The sequence below is a fragment of the Micromonospora sp. SD19 genome, from assembly GCF_054462275.1.
On the sequence record NZ_JBTLMN010000008.1, the window covers coordinates 19050 to 40742 of the forward strand.

Annotated in this window: 23 protein-coding genes and 1 pseudogene; 5 read left to right on the forward strand and 19 right to left on the reverse strand. The window is 72.2% G+C overall.

From position 1 onward, the window contains the following. The first annotated feature begins 21 nt into the window (after positions 1–21). Positions 22–288, forward strand: a complete 267-nt coding sequence (locus ACX27O_RS23710) for a hypothetical protein (RefSeq protein WP_030333524.1) — start codon at positions 22–24, stop codon at positions 286–288. Positions 289–455: 167 nt separating this feature from the next. Here ACX27O_RS23710 and ACX27O_RS23715 read toward each other — a convergent pair whose 3' ends face one another. After that, positions 456–1001, reverse strand: a complete 546-nt coding sequence (locus ACX27O_RS23715; RefSeq protein WP_210866032.1) for a hypothetical protein — start codon at positions 999–1001, stop codon at positions 456–458. A gap of 137 nt (positions 1002–1138) precedes the next feature. Here ACX27O_RS23715 and ACX27O_RS23720 point away from each other — a divergent pair, with 137 nt between their 5' ends. Beyond that, the gene (locus tag ACX27O_RS23720) at positions 1139–1480 is read left to right on the forward strand and encodes a hypothetical protein (RefSeq protein WP_210866031.1); all 342 of its coding nucleotides are present in this window, start codon (positions 1139–1141) and stop codon (positions 1478–1480) included. Positions 1481–1490: 10 nt separating this feature from the next. Here the strand turns inward: ACX27O_RS23720 and ACX27O_RS23725 are convergent, their stop codons facing one another. The 4 genes from ACX27O_RS23725 to ACX27O_RS23740 all read right to left on the reverse strand — a co-directional run bounded on the left by ACX27O_RS23725 (position 1491) and on the right by ACX27O_RS23740 (position 4639). Then, on the reverse strand, positions 1491–1958 hold the full coding sequence (locus tag ACX27O_RS23725) for a ribose-5-phosphate isomerase (protein WP_030333518.1): 468 nt from the start codon (positions 1956–1958) through the stop codon (positions 1491–1493). Positions 1959–2043: 85 nt separating this feature from the next. After that, positions 2044–3243 carry a DUF1015 family protein gene (locus ACX27O_RS23730; protein WP_458940080.1) on the reverse strand — a complete coding sequence of 400 codons (1200 nt, stop codon included), beginning with the start codon at positions 3241–3243 and terminating at the stop codon, positions 2044–2046. 79 nt (positions 3244–3322) lie between these two features. Next, on the reverse strand, positions 3323–3832 hold the full coding sequence (locus ACX27O_RS23735; RefSeq protein WP_051708588.1) for a hypothetical protein: 510 nt from the start codon (positions 3830–3832) through the stop codon (positions 3323–3325). A 180-nt stretch (positions 3833–4012) separates the two neighbouring features. Continuing rightward, positions 4013–4639, reverse strand: coding sequence for a mycothiol-dependent nitroreductase Rv2466c family protein (locus tag ACX27O_RS23740; protein WP_030333513.1), 627 nt, complete (start codon positions 4637–4639; stop codon positions 4013–4015). Between the two features lie 220 nt (positions 4640–4859). Between ACX27O_RS23740 and pepN the strand changes: the two genes are divergently transcribed. Then, positions 4860–7409, forward strand: coding sequence for an aminopeptidase N (gene pepN, locus ACX27O_RS23745; RefSeq protein WP_358132950.1), 2550 nt, complete (start codon positions 4860–4862; stop codon positions 7407–7409). An 83-nt stretch (positions 7410–7492) separates the two neighbouring features. Further along, positions 7493–8056: a Uma2 family endonuclease gene (locus ACX27O_RS23750; protein WP_387221273.1), complete on the forward strand. Its 564-nt coding sequence runs from the start codon at positions 7493–7495 to the stop codon at positions 8054–8056. Between the two features lie 68 nt (positions 8057–8124). Here the strand turns inward: ACX27O_RS23750 and ACX27O_RS23755 are convergent, their stop codons facing one another. The 14 genes and pseudogenes from ACX27O_RS23755 to ACX27O_RS23820 all read right to left on the reverse strand — a co-directional run bounded on the left by ACX27O_RS23755 (position 8125) and on the right by ACX27O_RS23820 (position 21054). Beyond that, positions 8125–8532 (reverse strand): DUF5130 family protein, encoded by a 408-nt coding sequence (locus ACX27O_RS23755; protein ID WP_030333506.1) that lies wholly within the window; start codon positions 8530–8532, stop codon positions 8125–8127. After that, positions 8519–8839, reverse strand: a complete 321-nt coding sequence (ctaJ, locus tag ACX27O_RS23760) for an aa3-type cytochrome oxidase subunit CtaJ (RefSeq protein WP_435821669.1) — start codon at positions 8837–8839, stop codon at positions 8519–8521. The genes ACX27O_RS23755 and ctaJ overlap by 14 nt, the downstream gene beginning before the upstream one ends. Before the next feature lie 51 nt (positions 8840–8890). After that, positions 8891–10362: pseudogene (locus ACX27O_RS23765) on the reverse strand (amidase). A gap of 85 nt (positions 10363–10447) precedes the next feature. Next, positions 10448–11449 carry an amidohydrolase family protein gene (locus tag ACX27O_RS23770; RefSeq protein ID WP_358125041.1) on the reverse strand — a complete coding sequence of 334 codons (1002 nt, stop codon included), beginning with the start codon at positions 11447–11449 and terminating at the stop codon, positions 10448–10450. Then, positions 11449–11973 (reverse strand): 3-hydroxyanthranilate 3,4-dioxygenase, encoded by a 525-nt coding sequence (locus ACX27O_RS23775; protein ID WP_030333499.1) that lies wholly within the window; start codon positions 11971–11973, stop codon positions 11449–11451. The genes ACX27O_RS23770 and ACX27O_RS23775 overlap by 1 nt, the downstream gene beginning before the upstream one ends. Then, the gene (locus tag ACX27O_RS23780) at positions 11970–12392 is read right to left on the reverse strand and encodes a RidA family protein (protein ID WP_030333497.1); all 423 of its coding nucleotides are present in this window, start codon (positions 12390–12392) and stop codon (positions 11970–11972) included. The genes ACX27O_RS23775 and ACX27O_RS23780 overlap by 4 nt, the downstream gene beginning before the upstream one ends. Beyond that, positions 12389–13162, reverse strand: a complete 774-nt coding sequence (locus ACX27O_RS23785) for a 2-keto-4-pentenoate hydratase (protein WP_210862217.1) — start codon at positions 13160–13162, stop codon at positions 12389–12391. The genes ACX27O_RS23780 and ACX27O_RS23785 overlap by 4 nt, the downstream gene beginning before the upstream one ends. Continuing rightward, positions 13159–14274 (reverse strand): 4-hydroxy-2-oxovalerate aldolase, encoded by a 1116-nt coding sequence (gene dmpG / locus ACX27O_RS23790; protein ID WP_458940081.1) that lies wholly within the window; start codon positions 14272–14274, stop codon positions 13159–13161. Before dmpG ends, ACX27O_RS23785 begins: the two co-directional genes overlap by 4 nt. Continuing rightward, positions 14271–15203, reverse strand: a complete 933-nt coding sequence (locus tag ACX27O_RS23795; protein ID WP_458940082.1) for an acetaldehyde dehydrogenase (acetylating) — start codon at positions 15201–15203, stop codon at positions 14271–14273. Before ACX27O_RS23795 ends, dmpG begins: the two co-directional genes overlap by 4 nt. Continuing rightward, a complete protein-coding gene (locus ACX27O_RS23800; RefSeq protein WP_030333489.1) occupies positions 15200–15997 on the reverse strand; it encodes a 2-keto-4-pentenoate hydratase in 798 nt (265 codons plus the stop codon). The genes ACX27O_RS23795 and ACX27O_RS23800 overlap by 4 nt, the downstream gene beginning before the upstream one ends. Before the next feature lie 20 nt (positions 15998–16017). After that, positions 16018–17499, reverse strand: coding sequence for a 2-hydroxymuconic semialdehyde dehydrogenase (locus tag ACX27O_RS23805; RefSeq protein WP_279520508.1), 1482 nt, complete (start codon positions 17497–17499; stop codon positions 16018–16020). Positions 17500–17522: 23 nt separating this feature from the next. Then, entirely contained in the window at positions 17523–18860 is a 1338-nt protein-coding gene (locus ACX27O_RS23810) for an FAD-dependent oxidoreductase (protein WP_458940083.1), read from the reverse strand. After that, positions 18857–20137: a kynureninase gene (gene kynU / locus ACX27O_RS23815; RefSeq protein WP_458940085.1), complete on the reverse strand. Its 1281-nt coding sequence runs from the start codon at positions 20135–20137 to the stop codon at positions 18857–18859. The genes ACX27O_RS23810 and kynU overlap by 4 nt, the downstream gene beginning before the upstream one ends. A gap of 14 nt (positions 20138–20151) precedes the next feature. Next, entirely contained in the window at positions 20152–21054 is a 903-nt protein-coding gene (locus tag ACX27O_RS23820; RefSeq protein ID WP_030333482.1) for a tryptophan 2,3-dioxygenase, read from the reverse strand. A gap of 148 nt (positions 21055–21202) precedes the next feature. On the opposite strand from ACX27O_RS23820, the gene ACX27O_RS23825 reads away from it, so the two are divergent. Beyond that, positions 21203–21667 (forward strand): Lrp/AsnC family transcriptional regulator, encoded by a 465-nt coding sequence (locus tag ACX27O_RS23825; protein ID WP_030333480.1) that lies wholly within the window; start codon positions 21203–21205, stop codon positions 21665–21667. Positions 21668–21693 lie beyond the last annotated feature (26 nt).

The window sequence follows — 21693 nt, forward strand, 5'->3', positions numbered from 1 at the left end:
CCTGGCGGGTAGGGGCCCTGCATGGACACCAACACCACAGCCCACCTGGTGGGCGGCCCCCGAGACGGCAGCACGCACGAGACCGGCGACGAGGCACTCGTCGAGGTGAAGATCGACGGCCTGATGCACCGCTACATCAGGACCACCAAGCAGCACGACGATGGTCGACCGCTCTACAACTACGACGGCGCGGTCGCCCCGGACGGCGGCGAGCCCGGCGTCGAGGACCCGGCCGCCCGGGTCGCGTCGCCCCGAGCCGACGCCGAGGGGCACGGCGGCACCCACTGACCGCTGCACCATCGCGGGCACCCGAGCCCTCGAAGGAGGTACCGGTCGGAGCGGCCGGCCACGGATGAACCGCTACCGGCCGGGTAAGCAGCGACCTTGCCTGGTGGGGAGACGACCGGGTGCACGGGTGGGCGGGCATCGACCGGCCCGCCCGTGCACGCTCCGGATCAGTTCGAGGAGATCCAGTTCCAGGCCGAGACGACCCACTCGGTCTGCTGGAGCCACGCCACCCCCAGGCCGGCGAGAAAAACCGCCGTCGCCAGGTGGGCACCCCGGGCGCTGCGCCGGACCCGGCCCAGCTGCCGTTCCAGCACCACCCTGCCGACCAGTCGGGACAGGGCGAACAGGCCGACCGCCACCAGCAGGCTGAGCACCAACACCAGCAGCGGGCCGCTCAGGTCACCCTGGCCGGACAGCGCCCAGATCCCCCAACACACGAACGCGAAGAGGCCGGCCGCCGCGCTCCACTCACCGCCGCGCCGCAGTTGCGCCATTCGCGAGCTCAGCGAGCGGCGTGGCACCGGCCCGTCGGGCCAGCCCGTGCCGGTCGGCTCCTCGGCGACCACCGGGAACGGCTCCGTCCGCGGGGTGCGCGGCTGACCCACCGGGGCGACCCCCCGACGGAACCCGTCGCGCTGCGGCGGCACCCCGACGCCGGCCTGCGGTGGCACCTCCACGGTCCGCTCCGCCCACGGCTGCGTCTGGTCTGCCATCTCGTCCTCCCCCTGACCGACGGCAACGACACCGCCTGGATTCGAGGGTAGCCAGCCGGCAAATCGGTCGCCGACCCCGGCCGGGACGCGCAGCCCACGACGGTGCCGGATCACACCGGGCAGGGTACGGTCGGCTGATGGGTGACAGCGACCGACGACGGCGACGGCTGCGCCACCCCGCCGACTCCGAGACGGCCCGACCCGGTGCCGACGGCCCGGCCGCCAGCACCGCGGGCGTGCACGACGGTGACGACCCGCCCGCACGACGCAGGGGCGCGGGCGGCGACGAGCGCGACGGCGAGCGGGGGCTGCGCGGGCTGGTCGGTTCCGGCTCGTCCCAGGTGGGGCTGAGCGCCGCGCTACGGGCCCGGGATGCGGCCCGCCCCAACGACGACGACCTGGCCGAGGCGGAGGCCCGCGTGGTGGTGGTCCGCCGCAACTGGGTGCCCCGCGAGGAGCTGCCCCGCTCGCCGCGCTGAGCGCCGCCCGTCAGGGCAGGTCGGGCAGCTTGCGGGTCTGCTCGTACTCGGCCACCTGGGCGATCCGGCGAGCGTGCCGCTCGTTGCCGGAGAACGGCGTGTTCAGGAACGCCTCGACGATGGCGGTCGCCTCGTCCAGCGTGTGCTGGCGGGCACCGACGGCGACCACGTTCGCGTCGTTGTGCTGGCGGGCCAGCTGAGCGGTCTCGACGCTCCAGGCCAGCGCGGCGCGGACGCCGGCGATCTTGTTCGCGGCGATCTGCTCACCGTTGCCGGAGCCACCGATGACCACTCCGAGGCCCGTCTCGTCGGCCACCACCTGGTCGCCGGTGTGCAGGCAGAACGTGGGGTAGTCGTCGTCCGGGTCGTAGGCGTGCGGGCCGACGTCGACCACGTCGTACCCCTGCATGGCCAGGTGGTTGGCCAGGTGCACCTTCAACTCGAAACCGGCGTGATCGGATCCCAGGTAGACGCGCATACCGGGAAGTCTGTCAGGCCGCGCCCGGGGACGTCACAGGGGCGTCCCCGGGCGCGGGTTCGTCACACGGTCGTGCGGACGGCACTCATCGCGGCAGCTCGGCGACGACCAGACCGCCGCGCGCCTTCGGGGTGAACCAGGTGCTCTTGCGGGGCATCTTCTCCCTGGCCAGGTTGACGGCGACGAAATCCGCCACGGTCACCGGGGCGATCAGGATGGCCAACTCGGCCCGCCCGGCGTCCACCTCACCGGTGAGCCAGCTCGCCGGGTAGTCACCGCCAACGTAGGTGATCCGCTTGTCGCCCGGGTCCAGACCGAGCGCGTCGCGCAGCACCAGACGCTCGACCAGGGCGTGGTCCAGGTTCTCCAGGCGGGCGGAGGCCGTGGCGGGCAGGCGCACCGCGTACCCCTGGCTGTCGAGGCGGAGGTGCACGGTGCCGCCGGTCGCCGGGACCTCGACCGGGCCGTCGATCGGCTCGACCTCGGCGCCCGCGGCCCGCAGCCGGTCGAGCAGCTCGGCGGGGGTGGTGGTCAGCTCGCTGACCAGCCGGTTGTACGGCTGGATGGCCACCGACGCGGGAGTGGTGACCACGGCCAGGAAGCGCGGCAGCCCTCCGGTCTGGGCGGCCAGGCTGCGGTGGTTGCCGTCCGCGACGACCAGGTCGCCGCCACCGGCGAGCGCTGTCAACGTGGTCTGCTCCGGGCCGGGGCCGAGCAGCCAGATCGCGTGCGTGCGCCCCGCCTGGTCGGTGTCCGTCGCGGCGGGCGCACCGGCCGCGTCGGTCGCCGCCGCGAGCGCCGCGTGCAGCTCATCGCCACGCCCGGTCTGCAGCAGGAGTACGGGTGAGAGCAGGTGGCCCAGCGCGTCGGCCAGCGCCACCCGCTCGCGGACCTTGGCGATGAAGACGTCCTCGTTGCGGATGACCAGGCCCGGCTCGTCCGCCCGGGTGGAGATCTGGTCGGTGTCCACCATCGCGAACATCCCGTACGCCGGCTCCTCGCCGGGTGCGCTGATCCGGTAGAGCACCACCACCTGCTCGGCGGGGGTGTAACTGCCGTCGGCCTTGGCTTCGGCGAGGCGGGACACCGCGTCCGGCAGCGCGTCGAGGAACGACTTGCCCAGGCTCTGCGGGGCGCGATGCGGCATCTCGATGCCGAGAGCACTGTGCGGGTTCGACTCGATGATCGCGGTGATCTCCGCGTCGTCGGCGAACTCGTCGTAGTTCTGCGCGCCGGTGCCGCCAGTGGTGACCCAGGCCCGGGTGATCGGATGCACGACCGTCATACCCACTGACGCTACCGGCGACGGTGTCGCCGCCGACGGGGACCCGCAGGGCGTCCACCAGATGAAAGCGCCCGGTCGGTCAGCCGGCGCGGTCGGACGTGCCCCGGCGGTGTCGACCCGCGCTCACCGGCCCACCGTTGCCGCGTCGACCGCTCCCGATCGGCCCGGTGTTCACGGAGCGGCGGGGCGACGTGGGCGGCCCCGGCACGGGACGGTCCGGGGGCGGCGTCGGAACGGGCCTCGGGTTCAGCGGCGGCGTCGGCACCGGACGCGGCGGAGCCGGCGGCGGGGGCGCGGGTTCGGCCGGCGCCGCCCCCGACGGCACCAGCGCCGGCACGTCCGCCGGCACGGCGTCGGCGGGCGACGGGAGCGGGTCGACCACGGCGGGCGGGGTGAGCCGGGACGTCACCGGTACCCGCGCCACGCCCACCACGATGGGCGGCGCGAGCAGATCCACCAGATGGGCGGGAAGATCCGGGCGGACCGTCGGCCAGCGGGAGTCGTCGACGGACCAGTAGTCCGCGCCGGGAGGTTCGATCACCCCCTGCCGGGTCGACTGTTCGTCACCGGACGCGCGGTGCTTGGCCATCGGGAATGCCTCCACGAGCTGCGGCGTGCGGCCCTACGGGTCGCTGCGGCGGACACCGAGGGAAACGACGCCGCCCGCCTCCCGGTGACGCCACGACCGCCCGCCGACCTCGGCACCCGACCCGAAACGCCCCCGTCCACGCAGCTGACGCGGCACGGACGGGGGCGCGGTGGCCGTCGCTCAGTCGAAGATCGGGTCCTGCTCCCGGGTGCGCTTGAGCTCGTAGAAGCCCGGGGTGCCGGCGACCAGCAGCACGCCGTCCCAGAGCCGGCCGGCGGCCTCCCCCTTCGGAGCCGGGGTGATCACCGGGCCGAAGAACGCGACAGGAGCGCCGTCCGGGCCGGGCGCGTGCACGACCGGAGTGCCCACGTCCTGTCCGACCGGGCGCATGCCCGCCTCGTGGCTGGCCCGCAGTGCCTCGTCGTAGTCGGTGCTGTCGGCGGCCGCGGCCAGCGCCGGGTCCAGGCCGGCGTCGGTGAGCGCGGCCACGTACAGCTCGGTGTTCCGCTCCTGCTTCTGCAGGTGGATCCGGGTGCCGAGCGCGGTGTAGAGCGGGCGCAGCACCTCGTTGCCGTGGCGCTGCTCGGCGGCGATGCAGACCCGCACCGGGCCCCACGCCGTCTTCAGGAACTCCTTGTACTCCTCGGGCAGTTCCTCGCGGCCGTCGTTGAGCACGGCGAGGCTCATCACGTGGAACCGGATATCCACATCCCGGACCTGCTCGACCTCGAGCAGCCAGCGTGAGGTGATCCATGCCCACGGGCAGGCCGGGTCGAACCACATGTCGGCGGTGACACGTTCGGTCACGGTGAGATCCCTTCACAACGGGTGGCGCCGGTAGTCGGCGTCTCAGAAGAATCTTCACCCCGCAGCACATCGACCGGCACCCGAATGAGAGCGTGACCTCGGCCACCGCGGGCTGCCCGTACATGGAAGACTCGAATCGGGCCGGCCGTCACGAGCGGTAGGCGAACGGGCGCCGCCGGGCGTACGGCGACACGTGGGATGGAGACGAACAGTGCCGGGAGTGCGCAACCTGACGCAGGTCGAGGCGACCGAGCGGGCACGCCTGCTCAACGTGACGGGGTACGACATCAGTCTGGACCTGTCCACCGCCGTGCTGGCGGCCGACGGTCGCACGTTCTCCTCGACGACCGAGGTTCGGTTCCGCTGCTCCGAACCGGGGGCGAGCACGTTCATCGAGTTGGCCGCCGAGTCGGTGCGGTCCGCGACGCTGAACGGCACGCCCGTCGACCTCTCCGACTGGTCCGCCGAGAAGGGCCTGACACTGTCCGGTTTGGACAGCGACAACGTCCTGGTGGTCGAGGCCGACTTCGGTTACTCCAACAGCGGTCAGGGCCTGCACCGGACGGTCGACCCGGTGGACGGGGAGACGTACCTGTACAGCCAGTTCGAGACGGCCGACGCGCAGCGGGTGTACGCCTGCTTCGACCAGCCCGACCTGAAGAGCGTCTACACCTGGCACGTCACCGTGCCGGCGCACTGGCGGGCGGTGTCCAACATGCCGGTGCAGCGCGAGGAGCCGGCGGGTGAGGCGCTCAAGACGCTGCACTTCGCCGAGTCGCCCCGGATGAGCACCTACATCACGGCGATGTGCGCCGGGCCGTACCACGAGGTGCGCGACGCCCACGACGGCATCGACCTGGGGGTGTTCTGCCGGGCGTCGATGGCGCGGTACCTGGACTCCGACGACCTGTTCCTGATCACCAAGCAGGGCTTCGACTTCTTCCACGAGAAGTTCGGGGTGCGCTACCCGCTGCCGAAGTACGACCAGCTCTGGGTGCCCGACTTCAACGCCGGCGCGATGGAGAACTTCGGCTGCGTGACGCACGCCGAGTCGCACTACCTGTTCCGCTCGCAGGTCACCGACTTCGAGTACGAGCAGCGGGCCAACACGATCCTGCACGAACTGGCCCACATGTGGTTCGGTGACCTGGTCACCATGCGCTGGTGGAACGACCTGTGGCTCAACGAGTCGTTCGCCGAGTGGGCCAGCCACTGGTGCAACACCAACGCGACCCGGTTCACCGAGGCGTGGACGACCTTCCTGTCCATCCGGAAGAACTGGGGCTACCGGCAGGACCAGCTCTCCTCCACCCACCCGGTCTACACCGAGATGCCGGACATGGAGGCCGTGGAGGTCAACTTCGACGGCATCACCTACGCCAAGGGCGCGAGCGTGCTCAAGCAGCTCGTCGCCTACGTGGGTGAGGAGCCGTTCGTGGCCGGGCTGCGGGCCTACTTCGGCAAGCACGCCTGGGGCAACGCCACCTTCGACGACCTGCTCACCGAGCTGGAGGCCGCATCCGGTCGGGAGCTGCGCAAGTTCGCCGCGCAGTGGTTGGAGACCGCGCAGGTCAACACGCTGCGGCCGGAGGTGACCATCGGGGCGGACGGCACGTACGAGCAGGTGCTGGTGCGACAGGAGGCGCCGGCGGCGTACCCGACGCTGCGTACGCACCGGATCGGCGTGGGCCTGTACGACCTGACCGACGGACGGCTGGTCCGTCGGGAGCGCTACGAGGTGGACGTGACCGGCGAACACACGGATCTCGCCCCGCTGCGCGGTGTCCGGGCGGCCGACGTGCTGCTGCTGAACGACGACGACCTCAGCTACACCAAGCTGCGCCTCGACGAGCGTTCGATGGCAACAGTGGTGCAGCACATCGGTGGCTTCGACTCGTCGCTGGCCCGCGCGCTCTGCTGGACCGCCGCGTGGGACATGATCCGCGACGCCGAACTGTCCGCCCGCGACTACGTGGCGCTGACGCTGAGCGGGCTGCCCGCGGAGACCGACATCAACCTGGTCACCGCCACCCTGCGGCAGGCGACCACCGCGCTCACCCTGTACGCCGACCCGGCCTGGGCGCCCACCGGCTGGGCCGACCTGGCCCGTACCGCCCGCGACGCGCTCGCCGCCGCCGAGCCCGGCAGCGGGTTCCAGTTGGCCTGGGCCCGCGCGTTCACCTCGGCGGTCCGCTCCGAGGAGGACCTGGCGACGCTGCGGGGTTGGTTGGACGGCACCGGCGTGCCGGCCGGGCTGACCGTCGACACCGAGCTGCGCTGGTCGGTCCTCGCCGCGCTGGTGGCCAACGGTGCCGCCGGCGCCGCCGAGATCGAGGCGGAGCTGAGCGGCGACCGTACGGCCAGTGGTGAGCGGGAGGCCGCGTACGCGCACGCGTTGATCCCGACGGCGGAGAACAAGGCCGCCGTGTGGGCCCTGCTCACCGGCCCGGACGCGCTGCCCAACTGGCGGCACCGGGCGCTGTTGCAGGGCTTCGCCCACCCGACGCAGGTGGAGCTGGTCACCCCGTACCGCGAGCGGTACTTCGCGGCGGTCGGGCAGGTGTGGGCCACCCGGGACAGCGAGCCGGCGCAGGAGTTCGCCCAGCTGGCGTACCCCACCTACCTGGTGGCGGACGACACGGTGGCGGCCACCGACGCGTGGCTGGCCGGCGACGGGCACCCCGCCCCGCTGCGTCGGCTGGTGGCCGAGGGTCGCGACGGTGTGGTGCGGGCGTTGAAGGCCCGCGCGAAGGACGCGCAGAGCGGCTGAGCATCGAGTACGTGGCCCGGGCCGACGTGGGTGCGAACCGACGCCGGCCCGGGCCATTATGGTTGCGAGAGGAGGTGAACGCGATGGCACAGCCGACCTACGAGTGGCGACCCCCTGCGCGCGCGTGGCGTGAGCAGGACCTGTTCCACCTGCCTGAGGACGGGAACCGCTACGAGATCATCGACGGGAGCCTGCACGTGACACCTCCAGCCGGTCCCGAGCACCATGAGCTGGCGGACGACATCCGGATGGCGATCCGCCTGGCCGCGCCCACAGGTTGGCGGGTGATCCGGGAGATCGGGGTACGGGTCCCGGGCGGCAATCTCCTCCCTGACCTGACGGTGTTGCGGCCAGACGCACCGCGCGAGCGGATGTGGGCCGAGCCGGCGGACATCGGTCTCGTCCTGGAAGTCGAGTCGACAGGAAGTCGTCGCCACGATCGGTTCACCAAGCCCGCCCTCTACGCCGAGGCTGGTATCGCACACTACTGGCGGGTGGAACGGGGCAACTTCGGCCCGGTGGTCTACCGCTACCGGCTCGGCGAGGGCGAGCACTATGAGCTGTTGGGCACCCTGGGTCCGGACGACCCAGTGAACGTGGACGAGCCGTGGCCGATGAAGCTGGACCCGTCTGCCTGGCCGCGCTGAGACAAACACCCGGACAGACCGAAGCCCGGCCCGCTGCACGCGGGGCCGGGCTTCGTCGTCTGTGTAGCTCAGCCCTTGCCGGCGTGGCTGGCGAGCTGGTCGAGGCCGTTGATGATGCCGCCGGCCAGGTCGCCGCCGCTGAACGCGCCGACCATGGAGAGCGCGGCCAGCTTGGCGTACGTGTCGGGGATGCGCTTGCGGGCGTATCGCCCGGTGACGATCTCCAACTGCCGCTGGTTGGGCGACACGGCGATCAGCACCGACTTGTCGGGCTCGGCGAGCTGACGGTGCAGCCGCTGGGCGTGCTCGCGGATCGGCTCGTCGAGACCGCCGACGAAGACCGAGAACACCAGGCCGGTGCCCTTGTCGGCCAGGCGCAACGCCTCGTCGATGCGCAGCAACTGGCGGGTCGAGAACGGCCCGTCCAGCACCTCGGGCGGATTTTCCGACCCGGCCTGCTTCTCACCAACGGTCACTTGCGCCTCCGGTTCCACCGGCCGGCGCCTCGACGCTGGCCTGCTCAAGCTTGTGGCTGGTCAGCGCGGGCGCCTGCGCCCCCGCCGTCAGCGCGGTGCCGGCCGAGTCGGCCAGCTGCTCCGGGCGGCCCAGGAACCAGACCGGAGTGAAGTCGAAGGGCCGGCCCGGCCGGTAGCGCTTGGCGTGACCGCCACCGCCGGTGGCACCCCCACGGCTACCGGCGTACGACAGGCCGGCGATGACCAGCACCGCTGCCAACGGGATGCCGACGAAGACCAGCAACGTCTCGGTAACAGACAATCCCAACGCCCCCAGGCGGAAGAAGGACGACCTTGAAAAACCGGGTCGGATGGACGATCACGCTGCCGACCGCCCGACTCCGTCGCCATTCACGTTAGCGGAGTCGACGGCCCGCCAGATTGCGGGGTGCCGATCCCATCCGTCACTGGAGTTCTCCAGTTGCGCAGCGGTAGCGATAAGCCGCGCGTCGTCGCCGTACCGGCCGGTGAGCAGCACCCCGACGGGCAGTCCGTCGGTGGTGCTGCCCAGCGGCAGGGAGACGGAGGGATCGCCGGTGACGTTGAAGATGGCGCAGTAGGGCGAGAACCGGCGTTGCCGGTCGAAGTCGGCGGCCGGGTCCGCGTCGGCGCTGAACCAGCCGACCGGCGCCTGCGGGGTGGCCAGGGTGGGGCAGAGGAGCAGGTCGCAGCCAGCGGTGCGACGGGTGCCCAGGCGGACCTGCGCCTGCAACTCCCCGAGGGTGGCGGCCAGGGTGCCGGCGGAGAGCTCGGCGCCCCGGGCCCGCAGCAGCCGGGTCAACGGCAGCAGCTCCGCCTCCCGCTGCGGCGGCACCGGGGCGAGCGCCAGCACGTACCAGAGGATCTCGAACAGCGGCCACGCCGCCGGCCCGAGCGGCGGCGGCACCTCGACCACCTCGTGGCCGGCCGCCGTGAGCAACGCGGTGGCCCGGTCCACGGCGGCCACGCAGTCGGGGTGCACCGGCTCGTCGGCGAGCATCGGCGTGGTGAACCGGCCGATCCGCAGCGGGCCGGGCTCGGCCCGGCGCGCGACGGCCAGGTAGCCGCCGGGCGGCGCGACCGGCGGCAGGTAGGGCTCGCCGGGGACCGGGACGGCCATGACGTCGAGCAGCGCGGCGACGTCGGTGACCGTCCGCCCGAGCGGACCGCTGATGGGCAGGCCGAACGCGCCGGAGCCGACCGGCCCGCCGGAGACGAGGCCCCGACTGGGCTTGTAGCCGACCAGGCCGCAGAGCGACGCCGGGATGCGTAGCGACCCGCCGCCGTCGGACCCCTGGGCGACCGGGACCAGCCCGGCCGCGACCGCCGCCGCCGCGCCGCCGCGCCGCCACTGGACCCACCCGCGGTGTACGCCAGCTGCCACGGGTTGCGGGCCGGTGGCGCGACCCGGCCCTCCGAGTAGAGCGAACAGCCCAGCTCGGAGGTGGTCGTCTTGCCCAGGCTGACCAGACCGGCGGCCTTGATGAACCGGACCACGTCGGCATCGACCGGCGGGACGAAATCGGCGAACGCCGCCGAGCCGAAGGTGGTGCGCACCCCGGCGGTGAGGGTGAGGTCCTTGATCGCGGTCGGTACGCCGTGCAGCGGGCCGCGCTCCCCGGTCGGCACCGCGTCGGCGGCCCGTGCGGCCTGCCGGGCGAGATCCGGGGTGACGGTGACGAACGCGCCCACCGTGTCGCCGAGCGCCGCCACCCGGCTCAGGCAGTGCTCGACCAGGTCGACGCTGGACAGCTCGCCGCGCGCGATGGCGGCGGCCTGCTCCAACGCGGTCAGGTCGTGCGGTTCGGCCATCCCGCCATCCTGCCGCCCGTCGGCCCTTCGCGCAGCCGACACGCGCTGCCGTCCCTAATCGGACCAACCGGACGGCCCGGGTTGGTCAGCTGTGCAGGAAACGCAGGGCGTTGGCGGATCGGAGCTTGTCGCGCTGGGCGTCGGTGAGGAAGTCGGCCGCGTCGACAACAGCGCCGGCCGGCCGTTCGCCAAGCGGGTACGGGTAGTCGCTGCCGATCAGCACCCGGTCCTCCCCCATGGTGTCCACCAACAGCCGCAGCGCGGGCGGCGTGAAGACCACCGAGTCGACGCTGAACCGGTCGACGTAACTGCTGGGCGGGGCGGCGGACGCGCCCCGGACCAGGTCGCCGCGGCGGTGCCAGGCGTTGTCGGCGCGACCCAGCCAGAACGGGAAGCTGCCACCACCGTGCGCGAAGCAGATCCGCAGCGTCTGCGGCACCCGGTCGAAGACCCCGCCGAGGATCATCGCCAGCACCGACAGGTGCGTCTCGGCGGGCATCCCGGTGAGCCACCGGGCCATCCAGCGGTCCAGTCGCGGTCCGCCCGGCATGTCCCACGGGTGGACGAAGACGGGTGCGCCCACCTCGGCGCAGTGCTGCAGGAAGGTGACCACACCGGCGTCGTCCAGGTCGCGGTCGCCCACGTGGTTGCCGATCTCCACGCCCACGTGCCCGGCGGCGAGGCTGCGGTCCAGCTCGGCGCAGGCGGCGTCCGGGTCCTGCAACGGCACCTGGCAGAACGGCACCAGCCGGTCACCGCCGGCCGCGGTGACCTCCAGGGTCAGGTCGTTGAAGATCCGGGCGACCTTGACCGCCTGGTCGGCCGGGCGGTCGTAACTGAAGAAGACCGGGGTCGGCGAGACCACCTGCACGGCCACCCCGTCGGCGTCCATGTCGGCCAGTCGCGTCGAGGCGTCCCAGCACTCCGCGCCGACCGGGCGGAACTCCGTCTCCCCCACCATGATCATGGCGGCGCGCTCGGAGTCCACCCGCAACCACGGCCAGCCGGACCCGCCGCACGCCGCGCCGAGGTCCGGCCACCCCTTCGGTACGACGTGCGTGTGCACGTCGACAACGGCTGCGGGCATCAGCCCTTACCCGGGTGCAGGGTGCCGCAGTTGGCGCAGGTGCGCGCCGCCTCGTCGGCGTAGAACGCCTGGAACACCGGCGGCAGGTCGGCGGCGATGTCGCGGACCTGCAACTCCACCTCGTGCACCTTGTGCCCGCACTCGGGGCAGTACCACTGGAATGTCTCCAGCGTGCCCTCCTCGCGGACCCGCTCGACGACCACGCCGATCGAGCCGGCCTCGGGCCGCTGCGGGGAGTGCGGGGTGTTGCGCGGCAGCATCCACATCTGACCCTCGCGCACGTGCACCGTACGCGGCCCCTCGGGAGTGACCAGGTTGATGTGCATGTTGCCCTTGACCTGGTAGAAGAACTCCTCGTACGGGTCCACGTGGAAGTCGGTGCGCTGATTCGGCCCGCCCACCACCATCACGATGAAGTCGTCCCCGCCGGGGAACATCTCCTTGTTGCCCACCGGGGGCTTCAACAGGTGCTGGTTGTCGGCGATCCAGCCCGGAAAGCTGAACGGCTCGGCGATCTCACTCACGACTGACCTCCCGAGGGAAGAAGGGCCACGGCCTGGATTTCGATCAGCAGGTGCGGGTGCGGCAGCTGGTGCACCGCCACCGTGGTACGGGTCGGTCCGGAGGCGTCGAAGAACTCCGCCCACACCTCGTTGTAACCACCGAAGTCATTCATGTTGACCAGGTACGTCGTCACCTGGACGAGGTCGGTGAGGTCCGCGCCGACCGAGCGCAGCAGATCGCCGATGTTCTCGATCACGGCCCGCGTCTGCACCCGGATGTCGAGGTTCGTGGTGCCGAACTCGTCCACCTCGACGCCCGCGAAGCTGTTGTCCGGCCGCCGGGACGACGTACCGGAGACGAAGACGAACCCACCCGCCACCTTGACATGCGGAAACGCCCCCCGAGGAACGGCCTTCCCGGCGACGACCCGGGCGGTCACGACGACGCCCGGAGCGACGCCGTGCCGAGCTTCTCGACGACCGCGCGGACATGGGCACCGGGACGCAACGGCACCGCGGCGGTCGCGGCACCGGCCAGGAAGACCCACCCCGACTCCAGCCGCACCCCGTGCCCGCCCGCCAGCCGGATGCCCTCGTCGAGCGCCCGACGCGGGTCACCGAGGATCGCCGCCGTCGAGCCGACCTGCGCCACCCGCCCGTCGACCTCCAGCAGCACGCCGAGGTTGTCCAGCCCCGCCGGCACCGGCGACCACGGCCCGATCACGAAGGCGGCGGCAGAGGTGTTGTCAGCGATCACGTCCGGCAGGGAGAAGCGGAAGTCCGCGTACCGGGAGTCGATCAACTCGATGGCCGGGGCGACAGCGCGGACCGCCGTGGTGAAGTCGCCGACCGGTTCGCCCGGCTCGGGCAGCCGGTCCAGCAGGAACGCCACCTCCGGCTCGACGCGGGGATGGATGTACGCGGCCGGGTCCACGGCGCCGCCGTCGGGCACCCGCATCGCGTTGGTGAGCCGCCCCCAGATCACCTCGTCCACACCGACCTGGGCCATCTTCGCCCTGCTGGTCAGCCCCATCTTCAACCCGACCAACCGTTCACCGGCGTTCAGCCGGCGGTGCAGCAGCGCGGCCTGCACGGCGTACGCGGTGTCCACGTCGAGGCCGGTCTCGGCGGCGAGCTGCGGGATCGGGGTGGCCGTGTCGGCCGCCGTACCCAACTTCTCGGCGATCCCGGCGATGTCCGGTCCGATCATGCTGCGCCACCTTCCGTTCGCGGCTGCGGGGCTCGCAAACCCGGCTCACTCACCGCCGGCTCGTTGCCGGCCAGGTCGAGTGCGACGTCGACGATCATGTCCTCCTGGCCGCCGACCATCCGGCGGCGGCCCAGTTCGACCAGGATCGACCGGACGTCCACGCCGTACTTCGCCGACGCCCGTTCGGCGTGCCGCAAAAAGCTGGAGTAGACCCCCGCGTACCCCAGGGAGAGCGTTTCCCGGTCCACCTGGACCGGCCGGTCCTGCAGCGGGCGGACGATGTCGTCGGCCGCGTCCATCAGCGCGAACACGTCGCAGCCGTGCTTCCAGCCGTGCAGCTCGGCGACCGCGACGAAGACCTCCAGCGGGGCGTTTCCGGCGCCCGCGCCCATGCCGGCGAGCGAGGCGTCGACCCGGACGGTCCGGCCGTGCGCCGCGTCGGGGCCGACCGGCGCGGACCCGGTGACCCGCCCGTGCTCGACGGCGAGCACGCTGTTGGCCACCCCGAGCGACAGGTTGTGGTGGGCGTGGATGCCGATCTGCGTGTCCGGGGCGAGGACCTGCCGGTACGCGTCGACTCGCTGCGCCACGTCGGACATCAGCAGCCGCCCGCCGGAGTCGGTGACGTAGACGCAGTGCGCGCCGTACGACTCCATCAGCTTGGCCTGACCGGCCAGCCCGGCCGCGTCGTTCATGTGCGACATCATCAGGAACCCGGCCACGTCCATGCCGTTCTCGCGGGCCCAGGAGATGTGCTGGGCGGAGATGTCCGCCTCGGTGCAGTGGGTGGCGACCCGCACGCTGGTTACCCCGAGCGCCTTCGCCGCCTTCAGGTCGGCGATGGTGCCGATGCCCGGCAGCAGCAGGGTGGTCAGTTTCGCGGTGGTCAGCACCTCGGCGGCTGCGGAGATCCACTCGGCGTCGCTGGCCGCGCCGTGACCGTAGTTGACGCTGGAACCGGCGAGCCCGTCACCGTGCGCCACCTCGATGGCGGCCACCCCGGCGGCGTCCAGCGCGGCGGCGATCGTCCGTACCTGGTCGACCGTGTACCGGTGGGCGATGGCGTGCATGCCGTCGCGCAGCGTCACGTCCTGGATGTACAGGTCGGTCATGCCACCGCTCCCGTCGACCGCAGGGCGACCAGCCGCTCCGCCGTACGCAGCGCGGCGGAGGTCATGATGTCCAGGTTGCCGGCGTACGCGGGCAGGTAGTGCCCGGCACCGGAGACCTCCAGGAAGACCGACACCTGCAACGCGGTGATCTGCCGCCCGAGCGTCGGCACGTACGTCTCGACCCGGTCGAACTGCACGTCCTGCTTGAGCCGGTAACCGGGCACGTACTCCTGCACCGTCGCCACCATGTCCGCCACCGAGGCCGCGATGGCACCGGTGTCGGCGTCGGCGTCCGGGCAGAGGCAGTAGACGGTGTCCCGCATCAGCAGCGGCGGGTCCGCCGGGTTCAGCACGATGATCGCCTTGCCCCGTTCGGCCCCGCCGACCACCTCGATGGCCCGGGCCGTGGTCTCGGTGAACTCGTCGATGTTGGCGCGGGTGCCCGGCCCCGCGGACTTCGACGCGATCGACGCGACGATCTCGCCGTACGCCACCGGCGTGACCCGACGCACGGCGGCCACGATCGGCACCGTCGCCTGTCCGCCGCAGGTCACCATGTTGACGTTTGGCTCGTGCAGGTGCTCGTCGAGGTTGACCGGCGGCACCACGTACGGGCCGAGCGCGGCTGGGGTCAGGTCGACCACAGTGCGGCCGTGCGCGCGCAGCACCTCGTCGTGACGTCGGTGCGCGCCCGCCGAGGTGGCGTCGAAGACCAGCTCGACGTCGGCGAACTCGGGCATCGCGACCAGCCCGTCCACACCGTCGGCGGTGGTGGCCACGCCGAGCCGGCGGGCCCGCGCCAGACCATCGGAGGCCGGGTCGATGCCGGCCATCGCCACCATCCGCAGACTGTCGCTCAATCGCAACACTTTGATCATCAGGTCGGTGCCGATGTTGCCGGAACCGAGCACCGCCACACCGACGCTCATGCCGAACCCTCCCTGCTGAAAGAGGTACGCACCGAGCCGAGCCCGGAGATGCGGGCCTCGTACGCGGCGCCCGGGGTGACCGGCACCATCGGACCGAGCGCCCCGGAGAGCACCACGTCACCGGCGCGCAGCGGGTCGCCGGCCCGGGCGAGGGTGCCGGCCAGCCACTGCAGGGCGTGCAGTGGGTTGCCCAGGCAGGCCGCGCCCGCACCGACGGAGACCGGCTCACCGGCGTGCTCCAGCACCATTCCGCACAGCCGCAGGTCGACGTCGGCGAGCCGGCGCGGCGTGGTGCCGAGCACGAAGAGCCCGCTGGAGGCGTTGTCGGCGACGGTGTCCACGATGGAGATGTCCCAGGCGGCGATCCGCGAGTCGACGATCTCGATCGCCGGCAGCACGTGGTCGACCGCGCGGATCAGGTCGACTGTGGTGAGCTGCGGGTTCGGGAGATCCTTGTCGAGCACGAAGGCGATCTCCGCCTCGACGCGGGGCTGGAGTAGCCGGTCGATGGGCACCTCGACCCCGTCGCCGACCGCCATCGCGTCGGTCAGCATGCCGAAGTCCGGCTGGAACACCCCGAAGGTCTCCTGCACCGCCCGGGAGGTCAACCCGATCTTCGCGCCGACCCGGCGTTCGCCGCGACCCTGCCAGGCCCGCGCCTGGAGCTGCTGCACCCGGTACGCGGACTCCACGTCGCCCTCCGGCAGCAGCCGGCCCCGCAACGGCGCGCACGGCTTGCCGGTGCTGCGGGCGTCGGCCAACTCCCGGTTGGCGGCCTCGATGTCAGCTTCCATGCCCGCTCCCTCGGTACGGCTCACGACAGGTCCACGCAGACGTTGGTGAGTTCGGAGTAGAAGTTCAGCGAGTGCACGCCGCCCTCACGACCGATCCCGGACGCCTTCACCCCACCGAACGGGGTGCGCAGATCCCGCAGGAACCAGGTGTTCACCCAGACGATGCCGGCGTCGAGCCGGGCGCCGGCCCGGTGCGCCACGCCCACGTCCCGGGTCCACACGGTCGCCGCCAGACCGTACTCGGTGCCGTTGGCGAGGGCGTACGCCTCGTCCTCGGTGTCGAACGGCGCCACGTGCACCACCGGGCCGAAGATCTCCTCCCGGTTGGTACGGGCGTCCGGGGCGAGCCCGGTGAGCACCGTCGGCTGCACGTACGACCCGCCGTCGCGGGCGTCGCCGAAGGTGGGCGTGCCGCCGCCGGTGAGCACCTCGGCGCCCTCGGCGCGGGCCAGCTCGTACGCGCCGAGCACCTTCGCGCGGTGCTGGTGGGAGATCAGCGGCATGGTGGCGGTGGCCTCGTCGGTCGGCCAGCCGTACGCCAGCTCACCGGCCCGCTTGGCCAGCCGGGCGGTGAACTCCTCGAAGACCGGGCGCTGCACGTAGATGCGTTCGGTGCAGAGGCACACCTGCCCGCCGTTGGTGAAGCTGGACCGCACCGAGCCGGCGACCGCGGCGTCCAGGTCGGCGTCGGCGAAGACCAGGCCGGCGTTCTTGCCGCCCAACTCGAAGCTGACCGCCTTCACCCCGTCGGCGGCGGCCCGCATGATCGCGCCGCCGGTGGCCGACTCGCCGGTGAAGGTGATCGCGTCGACCCCCGGGTGGCGGGTGAGATGTTCACCGGCCGAACCCGGCCCGAAGCCGTGCACCAGGTTGAACACCCCGGCCGGCACCCCGGCCGCCGCCATCACCTCGGCGAGCAGCGTCGCCGAGGCGGGAGTCTCCTCGCTGGGCTTGACCACCACCGCGTTGCCGCAGGCCAGCGCCGGAGCCACCTTCCAGGTGAGCAGCAGCAGCGGCAGGTTCCACGGCACGATGACAGCTACCACACCGACCGGCTTGCGCAGCGCGTAGTTGAGCGCCCGGCCGCCGGTCGGGGTGACAGTGGTGAACGACTCGGTGGGTGCGGTCGCCACGATCTCCGCGAACGCCCGGAAGTTCGCCGCACCGCGCGGAATGTCCAACGTACGGGCCTGGGCGATGGACTTGCCGGTGTCGGCGACCTCGGCGGTGACCAGGTCGTCGAAGCGGCGCTCCAACTCGTCGGCGACGCGGCGCAGCACCTCGGCGCGCTCCCGCTCCCCCATCCGACCCCACGGCCCGCGCAGCGCGGCCCGAGCGGCGGCCACCGCGTCGTCCACGGTGGACTCCGATGCCTCGTCGACCTCGAAGACCTGCTCCCCGGTGACCGGGCTGGCCTTGGCGAACGTCGTCGCGCCGTCGACGAACTCACCGGCGACGAAGTTGCGCAACCGGTGCGGGCCACTCGGCGCGTGGCCGGCCATCAGTCGCGGATCCCAGGTGCCGGTCATGCGCGCCTCCCTCGGCTCAGTGCCGCACCGATCGCACCGACCAGCAGCAGCGCGGCCCCGCCGACGACCGCCCCGAGCACCCGGTGCTGTCGGCGCACCCGGCGGCGCACCTCGGCGTACGGGGTGGTGGAGAACGACACCAGCTCGTACTGGGAAACGTACCGGCCGGGCAGGGCCCGTTCCAGTGCGTGCTCCACCCGCCTCCGGGCCTGGAAGACCGGGGAGGCGACCTTGTCCCGCATCTCCACGAAGTTGGTGAGCGCCATCGTCGCGATGGCCTCGGCGTTCTCCTGCCGGCGCCGCTGGAACAGCGGCAACGCCGCCAACCAGTCGTCGGCGCACTCGTCCAGGCAGCGGTCCAGCTCCACCACGTCCTCGAACGCGCAGTTGGCGCCCTGGCCGTAGAACGGCACGATGGCGTGCGCCGCGTCGCCGAGCAGGCCGACAGTGCCGCTGACCTGCCAGGGGGTGCAGCGCACCGTGCCGAGCACGCCCACCGGGTTGTGCTGGTAGTCGTCGACCAGGTTCGGGGCCAGCGGGACCACGTCCGGATAGTGCTCGGTGAAGTGCCGTTCGATCTCCGCCGGGCTGGTCAGCGAGGCGAAGCTGCCGGCACCGTCGTTGGGCCAGAACAGCGTGCAGGTGAAGGAGCGGTCCGGGTTCGGCAGGGCGATCATCATCGAGGTGCCGCGCGGCCAGATGTGCAACGCGTCCGGGTCCAGGGCGAAGTCCCCGCCCAGCGGCGGGATCGTCAGCTCCTTGTAGCCGTAGTCGAGGAAGTCCACGCTCTCGTCGAGCAGCCCGTACGCCAGCAGTTGCCCGCGTACCGCGGAGCCGGCGCCGTCGGCACCCAGCACGACCGACGCCTTCGCCGCGACCGGGCCCTGCGGGGTCTCGAAGCTCAGCGCGCCGTCGGTCGGGTCGAGCCCGACGAGGCGGTGGTCGAAGACGACCCGTACCCCGGGCAGCGCGGCGGCCTCGTCCAGCAGGGCGTTGTTCAGCGCACCCCGGCTGATCGAGTTGATCGCCCGGTCGCCGGCCGCGCTGTACGACTGGAACTGCTGCTCACCCTCGACCGGGTGGATCATCCGGCCGCGCATCGGCAGCGCGTCGGTCATCACCTGCTCGGCCAGCCCGATCCGGCGCAACGCGTCAAGGCCGCGCTCGGAGAGCGCCAGGTTGATCGAGCGGCCGCGCTCGGCGACGCCGGCGCGCGGGTCGGAGCGACGCTCGTAGAGGGCCACCGGATAGCCACGCCGGGCCAGGAAGCAGGCCGCCAGACAGCCGGCCAGGCCGGCACCGATGATCGCGATCTCGTCGCGCCGCGCGGTCATGGGTTCACCCGCCCGACCGTCGCGGCCAGCGCGGACGCGGCCCGCCAACAGTCCAGGTACGTGGAGTACAGCGGCACCGGGGCGAACCGGACGACGTCCGGCTCACGGGCGTCGGCGATGACCCCGTGCTCGTACCGGAGGCGTTTGGTCAGCTCGGCGGCGCTGCCGGAACCGATGCGCACGGAGAGCTGGCAGCCCCGGCGGGCCGGGTCGCGCGGGGTGACCACCCGCAGCGGCCGGTCGACGGTCACCTGGTCGAGCAGCGACTCCAGCCAGCCGGTGAGGCGCTGGCTGCGCGCGCGTAGCGCGGTCATCCCCACCGTGTCGAACAGCTCCAGCGAGGTACGCACCGGACCCATCGCGAAGATCGGCGGGTTGGAGATCTGCCAGGCCTCCACAGTGGCCGGTGGCCGGGACACCGGCGTCATCTCGAACCGGGTCGCCGCCGCGGTGCTCCACCACCCCTCGAAACGGGGCAGGCTGCCGTCGCCGAGGTGCCGCTCGTGCACGAAGACACCGCCCAGGGCACCCGGGCCGGAGTTCAGGTACTTGTAGGAGCACCACGCGGCGAAGTCGACATCCCAGTCGTGCAGGGCCAGCGGCACGTTCCCGACGGCGTGGGCCAGGTCCCAACCGACCACCGCGCCGGCGGCCCGGCCGGCAGCGGTGATCGCCGGGATGTCCATCAGCTCGCCGGTGAGGTAGTTGACGCCGCCGAGCAGCACCAGCGCCACCCGGTCACCCTCGGCGGCCAGGTAGTCGGTCACATCCTCGGTGCGCAGGGCGTCCTCACCGTCGCGCGGACGCAACCGGACCACTGTGTCGTCCGGGTCCAGGCCGTGGAACCGGGCCTGGCTGCGCACCGCGTAGCTGTCCGAGGGGAAGGCCGCGTCCTCGATGACGATGCGGGTACGCGCGCCGGCCGGGCGGTAGAAACTGACCATCAGCAGGTGCAGGTTGACGGTGAGCGAGTTCATCACCACGGCCTCCGCCGGGCGGGCGCCGACCAGTCGGGCGGCCGGCCCGGTCAACAACTCGTGGTACGGCAGCCAGGCGCGCTCCGCCTCCAGGTGCCCCTCCACGCCGAGCCGCCCCCACGCGTCCAGGTCGGCCAGGAGTTCGTCGCGGGTGGCCCGAGGTTGCAGGCCGAGTGAGTTGCCGGCCAGGTACGCCGACTCGGGGTGCTCGCCCCCGTCGGCCGGCGGCACGTGGAACAGGTGCCGGTGGCCGGGGTCGGCCTCGTCGCGGCGATGCGCTTCTTGTTCTGAGGTGTGCATGTCTCGCTCTCCGGTCACATCGCGGTGCGGGCCGACCACAGCTCCGGGAAGACCACCCGGGCCATGCTGCGTTGCAACCACGCCAGGCCGGCGGAGCCTCCGCTGCCGACCTTGGCGCCCATTGTCCGCTGCACCGCCTTGACGTGATTCCAGCGCCAGTCGCCGAACTCCTCGGCGACCGCGCTCAGCGCCTCACCGAGCAGCCGCAGGTGGTTGTCCGGGCCGGCGTCGTCGTAGATCCGCACCCAGGCCGCCTCGACCGAGGGCTGCGGGTCGTGCTCGACGGCCACGTCCCGGTCGAGCAGGTCGGCGGGGAGGTCGAAGCCGCGGCGGGCGAGCAGGGCGAGCACGTCGTCCCAGAGGCTGGGGGTGGCCAGTGCGGCGCTCAGCGCGGCGTGCACCTCGGCCTGCCGGCGGAACGGGCGGATCAGCGTCGGGTCGCGCAACCCGAGCAGGAACTCCAGCTGCCGGTACATCGCCGACTGGAAGCCGGAGGCTTCGCCGAGCAGGTTGCGGAACCGGTTGAAGTCGGCCGGGCTCATCCAGCGCAGGCCCTGCCAGGCGGCGTTGAGCCCCTCAAGGTGCAGCTTGGCTCGGCCCAGCGGGGCCAACGCCTCCCAGACCTGGTCGGCGCGGATCAGCCGCTGGGTCTCCCGCAACTCGTGGCAGGTCAGCCCGAAGTACAGCTCCATGATCTGGCTGACCATCAGGAAGGACATTTCGCCGGGGTCGTCGCTGAGCGGGTGCTGCATCTTGTGCAGGGCGCTGGCCTGCACGTACGCGTCGTACGGCACCATGTCGGCGAACTCCAACGTCGGCTCGCCACCGGTCCGCTCCGCCTGCGCGGCACGCTGCCCGGGGGTCACCGGCTGCACCGTGGCACGGCGGTTCGTCGCCCGCCGCTCCGTCTGATCCACCATCTCGTCTCCCTCCCCCGGACTAGCCGACGCCATGATCTCGCGGTCGGATCGGCCTGCGGAATGCCGAATCAACGGCTCTCGCCGCCTTCTCCTGGCAAACCAAAGGCAACTAGGCGAAGTCGGTTCACGAAAGTAAGGTCTGAGCGTGGACGACATGGACTGGGCGCTGCTGCGCGAGTTGCAGGCCGACGCGCGGCTCTCCTTCAGCGAGTTGTCCCGGCGGGTGCACCTGTCGCCGCCGTCGGTAGCGGAGCGGGTCCGCCGGCTGGAGGAGTCCGGGGTCATCACCGGCTACCACGCCCATGTCGACCTGACCCGCGCCGGCCGAACAGTGGTCGCGTTGATCCGGATGTCCTGTTACGGAACGCGGTGCATCCTGCACGACCCGGCGGTGGCCGGCTGGCCGGAGATCCTGGAGATCCACCGGATCACCGGGGACGCGTGCAGCGTGCTGAAGGTGGCGGCCGGCTCGATCGGCGCGTTCGAGGGGGTCATCGACCGTCTCGCCCCGTACGGCCAACCGTCGAGCACGATGGTCCTTTCCTCCCCGCTGAACTGGCAGCCCGTGACCCCCCTTGCCAGCCCGAACCCCGCACCCCGCCCCCGCTGACCCCCCGCACCCCGCCCGCCTGCGGG